The 10,068-nt window shown below is 64.6% G+C and carries 10 protein-coding genes; 8 read left to right on the top strand and 2 right to left on the bottom strand.

All coding sequences use genetic code 11. From position 1 onward, the window contains the following. Positions 1-727: iron-containing alcohol dehydrogenase (locus B4E36_RS00430; RefSeq protein WP_345899845.1), on the top strand; the 727-nt coding region annotated here is incomplete at its 5' end. Between the two features lie 49 nt (positions 728-776). Here B4E36_RS00430 and B4E36_RS00425 read toward each other — a convergent pair. Continuing rightward, positions 777-1,517 carry a FadR/GntR family transcriptional regulator gene (locus B4E36_RS00425; RefSeq protein ID WP_230721367.1) on the bottom strand — a complete coding sequence of 247 codons (741 nt, stop codon included), beginning with the start codon at positions 1,515-1,517 and terminating at the stop codon, positions 777-779. Beyond that, on the bottom strand, positions 1,514-2,569 hold the full coding sequence (locus B4E36_RS00420; RefSeq protein ID WP_292059579.1) for a four-carbon acid sugar kinase family protein: 1,056 nt from the start codon (positions 2,567-2,569) through the stop codon (positions 1,514-1,516). The genes B4E36_RS00425 and B4E36_RS00420 overlap by 4 nt, the downstream gene beginning before the upstream one ends. 165 nt (positions 2,570-2,734) lie before the next feature. Between B4E36_RS00420 and pdxA the strand changes: the two genes are divergently transcribed. From pdxA to B4E36_RS00385, 7 genes are all read left to right on the top strand, one after another. After that, positions 2,735-3,709: a 4-hydroxythreonine-4-phosphate dehydrogenase PdxA gene (gene pdxA, locus B4E36_RS00415; protein WP_292059577.1), complete on the top strand. Its 975-nt coding sequence runs from the start codon at positions 2,735-2,737 to the stop codon at positions 3,707-3,709. Between the two features lie 9 nt (positions 3,710-3,718). Further along, complete coding sequence (locus tag B4E36_RS00410; RefSeq protein WP_292059575.1) at positions 3,719-4,603, top strand: dihydrodipicolinate synthase family protein; 885 nt, start codon at positions 3,719-3,721, stop codon at positions 4,601-4,603. A 198-nt stretch (positions 4,604-4,801) separates the two neighbouring features. Continuing rightward, on the top strand, positions 4,802-5,422 hold the full coding sequence (locus B4E36_RS00405; protein WP_345899844.1) for a TetR/AcrR family transcriptional regulator: 621 nt from the start codon (positions 4,802-4,804) through the stop codon (positions 5,420-5,422). 99 nt (positions 5,423-5,521) lie between these two features. Continuing rightward, positions 5,522-6,718: an acyl-CoA dehydrogenase family protein gene (locus B4E36_RS00400; RefSeq protein WP_292059571.1), complete on the top strand. Its 1,197-nt coding sequence runs from the start codon at positions 5,522-5,524 to the stop codon at positions 6,716-6,718. A 7-nt stretch (positions 6,719-6,725) separates the two neighbouring features. Continuing rightward, a complete protein-coding gene (locus tag B4E36_RS00395; protein ID WP_292059569.1) occupies positions 6,726-7,787 on the top strand; it encodes an acyl-CoA dehydrogenase family protein in 1,062 nt (353 codons plus the stop codon). Positions 7,788-7,832: 45 nt separating this feature from the next. Continuing rightward, complete coding sequence (locus tag B4E36_RS00390; protein ID WP_292059567.1) at positions 7,833-9,800, top strand: 3-hydroxyacyl-CoA dehydrogenase NAD-binding domain-containing protein; 1,968 nt, start codon at positions 7,833-7,835, stop codon at positions 9,798-9,800. Between the two features lies 1 nt (position 9,801). After that, positions 9,802-10,068, top strand: a 267-nt coding sequence (locus B4E36_RS00385; RefSeq protein WP_345899843.1) for an acyl-CoA dehydrogenase family protein, incomplete at its 3' end; no start/stop codon positions are given.

Below are 10,068 nucleotides of genomic sequence, written 5' to 3'. Positions count from 1 at the left end.
GTCCACGGCGGGCACCGGCTCGGAAGCCGGCATCCGCGCGCTTCTGACCGATCCCGAGACGAAATCGAAACTGGCGGTCGAAAGCCCGTTCCTGCTGGCTGATATCGCCATCCTCGACCCCGAGTTGACCTATTCCGTGCCGCCGGCGGTAACGGCGGCGACGGGGATCGACGCGCTGGCCCATTGCGTTGAGGCCTTCACCAATATCCGGGCTCACGACCTGATCGACGGTTACGCCCGGCTCGGCATCGGCCTGATCGGCCGATATCTCGGCCGCGCGGTTGAAAACGGCAATGACGCCGAGGCGCGCGCGGGCATGATGCTCGCCTCCTATTACGGCGGTATCTGCCTTGGGCCGGTCAATACCGCGGCGGGCCATGCGCTCGCCTATCCGCTCGGCACCCGGCTCGACCTGCCGCATGGGCTCGCCAACGCTATCATCTTTCCGCATGTGCTGGCCTTCAACCAGCCCGTGGCCGCCGAGAAGACCGGTGAAATCATGGCCGCGCTCGGCCTTTCGGCGGAAACGCCGGAGGCGGTGCACAGTGCCGCCCATCAGTTCTGCGCGGGTCTCGGCGTCGAGATGCGGCTTGAGGCCCACGGCGCCGACGAGGCGGATCTGCGGCTCTGGGCCGAAGAGGCCCATGCCATCCGCCGGCTGATGGACAACAACCCGCGCGACATGTCGGTCGACGATGTGCACGCGATCTATCGGTCGGCGTTCTAGGCGTTGCCATAAAGGGGAGCGCGGCCGTCGGGCCGCCTTCATCCTGTTTTCAGAGTGAAAGATCGAACAGGCCGCCGCCGAAAAGCCGCTCGCGCGAATGCTCGATATGGGCGCGCATGGCGGCGCGGGCGGCGTCCGGCGCGCGTTCCCTGATGGCGGTGTAGATCGCCTTGTGCTCGGCCAGCACCTCCTCCAGCGCCCAGGCGCCATCGGACATCAGCGTCTCTCCGTGCAGCTTCATGCCAACATAGATGTGGTCGCGCAGCGCCTTCAGCGTCTCGCCATAATACTGGTTGTTGGTGGCCTGGGCGACGGATTGGTGAAAGGCGAAATCGGCATCCTCGCGGTGAAGCTGCTGGCCGGTCGCATCCGACAGAAGATGCAGGGCCCGTTCCATTTCGGCGAGCGCCGCTTCGTTGCGCCTCAGCGCGGCAAGGGCGGCGGCATCGGTCTCGACCGTCAGGCGGAATTCGTAGCAGCGCTGGATATCGGCGATGGTTTCGACGGGCGTGTAGCCGAGCGCCGTCTCGCGCTTGATCCGCACGAAATTCCCGGCGCCCTGACGCGAATAGATCAGCCGCTCGTCGCGCAGCCGCTCCAGCGCCACGCGCAGCACCGGGCGCGACACGCCGAACTTGACGGAGAGATCCTTTTCCGCCGGCAATTTTTCATTGGCGCCGTAATCGCCGCGCATGATCCGCCCGCGCAGCGCCTCATAGACCTTGTCCGACAGCGAGGTGCGCCGTTGGGCGGCGCCGCGATCCGCGTCCTGGTTCAGATTGTCGGTCATCGCATGTCCTCTTCGTCATCGCCGCTATCCGCCTCGGTAAAAATCTCGGCCAGAAGCGACGGCGTACCAAAACCGCCCGATTTTGTCACGAGTTGTAAATTTCCCCAAGGTGCCGCGGCGTAACTGACCGGCAGGCCGGGCCGCAATTCGGCAACCACTTGTAAACTCCGGACATCGAGACGGTCCAGTATGCCGTTGCAGCTCTCACCGCCCGCCACCAGCAGCGACCGTGGCCTGAGTGCCTGCAGCAGGCGGCTGACACCGTCGTAGAAGCGGGCGCCGGCAGCTTCGCCGGAAAGGCCGCCGCCGCCCTCACAGATGGACACGGCGAGCGGCAATTCGGTCTCGGCGATTGCCGGAACCCCACCATCGGGCGCTTCGAGCGCCGATGTCAGCGCACGCAGTCGCTCGACCTGCGCCACCGTGATCGGATCGCGCGAGCCGTTGACGATCATCAGCGGGGGCGCGAGCCGGAAGGGCTGCGGTTCGGGGTGCCCTGAGGCGCGCGCCAGCGCAAAGGCAAGCCCGCGCGCGCCGACCCACAGCGCGCCGGAACCGGCGTAACGGACAAGGTTATCCATGTCGCGGTCGCTCTCGGTATCCGGTATTGCGGCCGAAACCCCGATGCGGGAGGCGACGTCGATCGGCGCGGCAATGCCATCGCCACTCAGCATGCCGCCCGTTACGCGACGGCCCATCGACGGAATCGCCGGGGCCGCGATGATGCGGCGCGCGCCGAGGGTTGCCTGCAGCACGGCCAGCTCGGCAGCGATATTGCCCTTGAGCCGCGAGTCGACCTTCTTCATGATGATCGGAATATCGGCCAACGGCAAATGGGCGAGGGCCGCCGCCACGCGCCTTGTCGCTTCCTCCGCGTCGCATTCCCGGCTTGCCGTGTTGACGGCAAGCACATCCGGCGATTGGCGCAGAAGCGCGGGAATGGCATCTGGTTTGCGCGCCACCAGCACGGATCGCCCCGGACCCGCAAAGGCCACGCTCGAATCGAGCGCGCCCGTCAGGTCATCGGCTATGATCAGAACGTCCGGCGGCACAATCGTCTCCCGAGGTTGTCATTATTGTTACGTCACGATCTTGCGATAAAAAGAGGATAAATTTCAAGGTGAAATGACGTTTCCCATTAATTTATGCGCCGGTTATTGAAACCTGTTTACCTATAAGTTAAAAGCTGTGCGACGCGTCGTTCTCGGGAGGCCTTCATGAAACAGTCAATCGTCATCACCATGGGGGATCCCTCTGGGGTGGGCGCTGAGGTAACGGTGAGGGCGCTTGCGGCGCGCGATGCCGCCTTGCGGGAGCAGGTCCGCGTCATCGGGGACCGGTCCACGGTCGCCCGCGCCGCGGCGGTGTGCGGTGTCGATCTGCCAATCCTTGCGCCGGATGAGGCGGGTGACGGTATCCGCGTCGACCATATCGCCGTCGATGGATTGCCGGGGAAATTCGGCGTCCTGAGCCCGGCCTGCGGCGAGGCCTCCTACCGCTATATCGCCCGCGCGGTGGAACTGGCCATGGGCGGCGAGGCCGCCTGCATCGTCACCGCGCCGATCAACAAGGAAGCGCTGAATGCGGCGGGGCATCACTATGATGGCCATACCGGCATGCTGGCGCATCTGACGGGGTCGAAGTCGTCATGGATGCTGCTCGCCTCCGAGCGGCTGAATGTCGTGCATGTCTCCACCCATGTTTCGCTCAGGGATGCGATCGGGCGGGCCACGACGGAGCGGGTGCTCGAAACCATCCGCACCGGCCACAAACACATGAAGCGCATGGGGCTCGAAGCGCCGCGCATCGCGGTGGCGGGCATCAATCCGCATTGCGGCGAGAACGGGCTTTTCGGCCGGGAGGATGACGAGGCGATCGCGCCGGCTGTCGCGGCGGCGAAGGCCGAGGGTATCCATGTGGAAGGGCCGATCTCGGCCGATACCGTCTATCATCGCGCCTATAACGGCGCTTTCGACCTGGTCGTCGCCCAGTATCACGATCAGGGCCATATCCCGATCAAGCTCGTGGCCTTCGATACCGCCGTCAACGTCTCGCTCGGCCTGCCGATCGATCGCTGCTCGGTCGATCACGGCACGGCCTTTGATATCGCCGGCACGGGCAAGGCCAATCACGTCAATATGCTCGCGGCACTCGATTATGCCGCAAGAATGGGGACCGCCGCGCGCGGCTGAGGGGGAAGAATGACCGACAAGAAGGAAGCGTTCGTCGCACTCGTCACCTGTTTCAACGACGACGAAACCATCAATTACGAGGCGACGCGGGCGCAGGTGCGCCGGCAGGTTTCGGCCGGCAACAACATCATGTGCGCCGGCACGAATGGCGATTTTTCGGCGCTGACCTTCGAGGAGAAGGTGCGGCTTTGCGGCGAGGTGGTTGACGAGGTCGCCGGTCGCGCTCGCGTCATCGTCAATGCCGGCATGCCCGCGTCCTTCGAGACGGTGAAGCTGGCGCGCGAGTTCGACCGCATCGGCGTCGACGGCATCGCCGTCATCACGCCGTTCTTCATCGCCTGCACGCAGGATGGTCTCGAGCGCCATTTCACCTCGGTCGCCGATGCCGTCGAAACGCCGATCTATCTCTACGACATTCCGGCGCGCACCCAGAACCATATCGAGCCCGAGGCCGCGCGCCGGCTGGCCGCCCACGGCAATATCGCGGGCATCAAGGATTCGGGCGGCGCGCAGGACACGCTTGAGGCCTATATGGCGGTCGGCCGCGCCGTCGAGGGCTTCGACGTTTATTCCGGTCCGGATCAGCTTGTACACTGGGCGCTAACCAATGGCGCGAAGGGCTGCATTTCCGGCCTCGGCAATGTCATGCCCGACGTGCTGGCCAGGATCGTGTCATGCGTCAACGCGGGCGACGAGGCGGGGGCGAAGAAGGCCCAGGAAACCTACGCCGCCTTCCGCACCGATCTTTACAGGCTCGGCTACCCGCCGGCCCTGGTGAAGCGGGCGCTCTATTTGCGCGACCCGTCCGTAGGCCTCTCCCGCCAGCCCGCGCTTTTGCCAGATCCGGAACAGGACAGGGCGATCGAGGAGATATTGGCCAAGTACGACCTTTAGGGCCTCTGGACCACCGCGAAATCTGCGATCCGTTTGGACGTCGGATTGCTGTCGCCGGCTTTTCGGGCTGCGGACGCTGTCGGACGAGGCGTTCCGGTCGATGCAGGCCGCGTTAACGGATCGGATCAAGCCCGGGATAGGTGTTCTGGACGCCATCGTGCAGCTTGTGCGAACAGGCCGGAATAGCTACCGTTGGGCATGAAGAACAAAAAGCCAAGGTCCGGGCCGGGCCGCCCTTCCAGCATGGAAGACCCTTATCGCATGATCTGCGACGCCGCGGCGGCGCTGTTTGCCGAAAAGGGCTTCGACAATACGTCGCTTCAGGATGTCGCAACCGCGGTGGGCGTCACCAAGGCCGGTCTCTATCATTACTTCCCGACCAAGCATGCGCTTTTCGAAGCGATCGTGCTGGACACGCTGCGGGATCTGCATGCGGGCGCGGTTGCCGCCATCGCCGCCCATAATGGCTACCCCGACAAGCTGACCGCCTTCATGACCGCGCATGCGCGGTATTTCTCGGAGCATGGCGAACGGTATCGCGCAAGCTTTTTCGGCCGCGGGGGCGGCGGCGAGCGCGCGCACCTGACCCCGGACGAGCGCGCCATGCGCAAGGCCTATGTCCAGCTTCTGGAAGACGTTGTGGAGGCTGGCGTCGACGCAGGCACGATCACGGTTTCCGATGTGCCGACCTTCGCCAGAGGCGTGCTCGGCATGCTGAACTGGATGGCCAGATGGTATCGTCCCGACGGGCGGCTCACCGCCGCTGAAATCGCCGAATCCTACGCGCAAATATTGCTGGCCGGCGCTCTGCCCCGATAGCGTCCCCGCATCCGGACGGATTGACATCCCCCATGGCTTATTTTATTACCGGCCAGACGGTAGTTAAATGTGTCATGGCTTTACAGGGATGGGCGCGACATGGGAAAGACCAAACCCTCGGGCGGTTATCTTTCGAAGGAAGATCAGCAGTTTCGCGAAGAAATGCGCACCTTCTTTCAGGAAAACATTCCCGCGGAAATCCGCGCCAAGGTCAGCGCCGGCCAGCCGCTGGCCAAGCAGGATATCGTCACCTCGCAGCGCATTCTGAACGCCCATGGTCTGGCGGTGCCGAACTGGCCGCTCGAATGGGGCGGCAGGGACTGGACGCCGGTCCAGCGCTATCTCTTCATCGAGGAACTGCAGTTCAACGCGGTGCCGCTGCCGTTGCAGTTCAACTGTTTCATGGTCGGGCCGGTGATCGCCGCCTTCGGCAATCAGGCGCAGAAGGAGAAATTCCTGCCCCGGGCCGCCAATCTCGATGACTGGTGGTGCCAGGGCTTTTCGGAACCCAATGCCGGCTCGGACCTTGCCTCGCTGACGACAAGGGCGGTGCGCGACGGAGATGACTATATCGTCAACGGTCAGAAGGCCTGGACGAGCTACGGCCAGTATGCCAACTGGATTTTCTGCCTGGTCCGGACGGACTGCGAGGCCAAGAAGCAGAAGGGCATCTCGTTTCTTCTTATCGATCTGGATACGCCCGGTGTCGAAATGCGGCCGATCATCACCATGGACGGCCGGCACGAGGTCAACGAGGTGTTCTTCACCGATGCGCGGGTGCCGGTCGAAAACCTGGTCGGCGAGGAAAACCGCGGCTGGGATTACGCCAAGTTCCTGCTGGCCAATGAACGCTCGGGCATTGCCCGGATTGGCCTCTCCAAGGAGCGCGTGGCGCGCATCCGCCGCCGGGCGAAAGATAACGGCGTCTGGGACGATCCGCTGTTCCGTTCGGAGGTCATCAAGCTTGAAATCGAACTGAAGGCGCTCGAGGTCGCCCAGATGCAGATATTGTCGCGCGCCGGAGAGAGCCAGGGCCGGCCGGACCCGGCATCGTCCATCCTGAAGCTGCGCGGATCGCAGCTTCAGCAGCGCGCCTCGGAACTCCTGATGGAACTTGAGGGCGTGGCGGCGCTGCGCGCGCCGGGCGATGTGGCCGATCCTTACCATGCGGCGGAAGAACAACTGGCGGCCGCTGCCGCACTCAATAACTATCTGAATTTCCGGAAGGTTTCGATCTATGGCGGGTCGAACGAGATTCAGAAGAACATCATCGCCAAGACAATTCTGAATCTGTGAGGCGCACATGGAAGCTTTGACCGAAGAAGAACGGATGTTGTGGGACAGCGTCGCCGGCATATTGTCGGAAATCGCCGCGCCGGCGGATCTGTGGCCGCAACTGGCCGAACTCGGCATGCTCGGCCTCACGCTCCCGGAAAGCGCCGGCGGGGCAGAGCTGGGTCCGCAGGCGCTGATGGTGTTTGCCCGCGCCTTCGGGCAGGCGGGTCTCGCCACGCCATTCTTTGCGTCGGAAGCGCTCGCCATGCCTCTGCTTGCGCAATGGTCGGATCGTCCGGAGGTCTCTGCCCTGCTGGACGAGATCGTAAGCGGCGCGCGCATCGCCACGCTGGCGCTCCATGACCTGAAGCCGGTTGTCGCCCGGCGCGCGGCTGACGGCTTCGTTCTTTCCGGCGTCAAGATGGTCGTGCCGGCGGGATCGACCGCCGACATCGTGATCGCAAGCGCCATGCTTGAGGAGCGCCCGGCGCTGTTCCTGCTCGATCTCCAGACCATCGCCGCGACCAAAACCGCTTATATGCCGGCCGGCCCGGCGGCCGATGCCGACCTTGCGCTGGACGGCGTTACCGTGGGAAAAACGGCGCTTATGGCCGAGGGCGAAGAGGCCGGGCGATTGATTGCCGCGGCGGAAGCGCGCGGCCAGTTGATTACCTGCGCGGAAATGCTGGGCGGCATGGAAAAGCTGCTGGAGCTGACGGTGGACTATCTGCGTGACCGGCGTCAGTTCGGCCAGCCGCTATCGGGTTTTCAGGCTCTGCAGCATGCCGCGGTCGACATGTATGTCGAACTGGAAACCGCGCGCGCTATGCTCGATTTCGGCGGTCGGATGTTTGGCGCATCTGCCGATGAGCGGGCGGCGGCGCTGGATGCCGTGAAGCTGAAAATGAACGCGGCGGCAAAGCTGATCGGAGAGAGCGCCGTCCAGCTTCATGGCGGCATCGGCATGACCGAGGAGAGCCTGACCGGCCGCATCTTCGGGCGGCTCACCGCCCTGCGGATCAGCGCCGGCGACAGCCGAAGCTGCATGAACCGGCTGCTTGCTGTTGATCGCAGCGTTGCGCTTGCCTGACGGCATCATTGAACACAATTGGACTTGCAGGGGAGGCTGCTTGAGATGAAGGTGGATATCGAGAAATTCGGCAGGATCGCGGTCATCACCATTGACCGTCCGCCGGTGAACGCGTTGTCGCAGGCGCTGCGGAAGCTGATAGAGGTGCGGCTGGACGAGGCGGCGGGCGATGAGGCGGTCAAGGGCGTTGTGCTGGCCTGCGCCGGGCGCACCTTCGTTGCCGGGGCCGATATCGAGGAACTGGGCGAGGTCCGGCCGCCGACGCTGCACGCGGTGATCGACAAGCTTGAAGCGCTGGGCAAGCCGAGCGTTGCCGCGCTACACGGCACGGCGCTTGGCGGCGGGCTGGAACTGGCGCTCGGCTGCACCTTCCGCGTGGCCAGCCGTGATGCGCAGCTCGGCCTGCCGGAGGTAAAGCTCGGCCTGTTGCCGGGCGCGGGCGGCACGGTCCGCACAACCTATCTGATCGGCGCGGAGGCGACGCTGAAACTCGCCGGTAGCGGCAATATGATGGGCGCGGAAGCGGCACAAGGCATCGGTCTCGTGGACGCTGTCTTCGACAACGACCTGGTCGCCAATGCGATCCGGTTCCTCTCCGACAAGATTGACGCCGACGACATCCCGCCACCTGTGAGCCGCCGCCGCGAGGCGATGCCGGCATGCGACCCGCAGGCGCTGGAAAGCCTGACCGCCGAGCTCTGCCGCAAGGCGCGCTCCTCCGCGCCCGAACTTGCGGCGCAATCGGTGCGCAATGCGCTGACGCTCTCCTTCGAGGACGCGATGGCGGAGGAACGGCGTCTGTTCGAAACCGCGACCGGTAACCCCCGATTCGGCGCGCTGCGCCACCTGTTTTTCGCCGAGCGGGCGGCGGCGAAACCTTCGGGCGATGTCGCCGAAGCTGAGCCCCGCGCGGTGCAGGCCGTAGCCGTGATCGGCGCGGGCACGATGGGCAGCGGGATCGCGATGGCGTTCGCCAATAGCGGTTTCGACGTGATCGTGCGCGAGACCGATGAAGCGGCCCTTAAGCGCGGCATGGAACGTATCGCGGACACCTATGAGCGCTCGGTCAAGCGCGGGTCGCTGAGCGCGGAGGAGGCCGGCAGGCGCAAGGCGCGGATTGCGGGCACGGTCGCGATCGCCGATCTGGCATCCGCCGACCTGATCATCGAAGCGGCGTTCGAGGATATGGCGGTCAAGAAGACCATTTTCGCCGAGCTCGACGCCGTGGCGCGGCAGGGCGCGATCCTTGCGACCAATACCTCCTATCTGGACGTGAACGCGATCGCGCGCTCGACCACGCGGCCCGCCGATGTGCTCGGCCTGCATTTCTTCTCGCCGGCCAATGTGATGACCTTGCTGGAAATCGTGCGCGGCGACCAGACAGCGCCCGATGTGCTGGCGACGGCGCTGAAACTTGCACGGCGCCTCGGCAAGCAGCCGGTGGTGGTCGGCGTCTGCCACGGCTTTGTCGGCAACCGTATGCTGCAGGCCCGCAATGCCGCGCTGTCGCAACTGCTGCTGGAGGGCGCGACGCCCGATCAGATTGACGCCGCCTTCCGGGCCTTCGGCTGGCCGATGGGCCCCTGCCAGATGCAGGACCTCGCCGGGCTCGATATCGGCTGGCGGAACCGCAAGGCGCTCGGTGAGACCGACGCGCTGCCAGACCGGCTCTGCGAGCTTGGACGGCTTGGCCAGAAGGCTGGCAAGGGCTGGTATCTTTACGACGACAGCCGCAAGCCCCAGTCCGATCCGGAGGTGGATGCCATTATCGCCGAGATCGCGGAAAGAGGCGGCATTGCGCGGCGGGTGGTTACGGATGCCGAAATCATCGAACGCACGCATGGTCCCATGATCGAGGAGGGGCGGCGCATTCTCGACGAGGGCATTGCGGCGCGCAGTTCCGATATCGACGTGGTGTGGGCGCATGGCTACGGCTTCCCCCGCGATCTCGGCGGGCCGATGTACTGGGACGATCATTTGCGCGCGAGCGCGCAGGAAAAGAAGAAGGTGTAACATGGGTGATACGCACGGGCCGGAACTCGGCCGATTTGTCTGGGACGATCCGTTTCTGCTGGAAAACCAGTTGACGGATGAGGAGCGCATGCTGCGCGATGGGGCGCATGCCTTCGCGCAGGACAGGCTCCAGAGCCGGGTGGTCTCGGCCTACGCGAATGAAACGGTCGATCCTTCGATTTTTGCTGAAATGGGTGAAATGGGGTTGCTCGGCCTGACCCTGCCGGAGCAATATGGCGGCGCGGGCGCGGGTTACGTGGCCTATGGC

The organism is Martelella sp. UBA3392, from assembly GCF_002358775.1.
GTDB classification, from domain to species: Bacteria; Pseudomonadota; Alphaproteobacteria; order Rhizobiales; family Rhizobiaceae; genus Martelella; species Martelella mediterranea.
The sequence above is the reverse complement of the archived record's forward strand: the minus strand, read 5'-3'. Positions and strand labels throughout refer to the sequence as shown.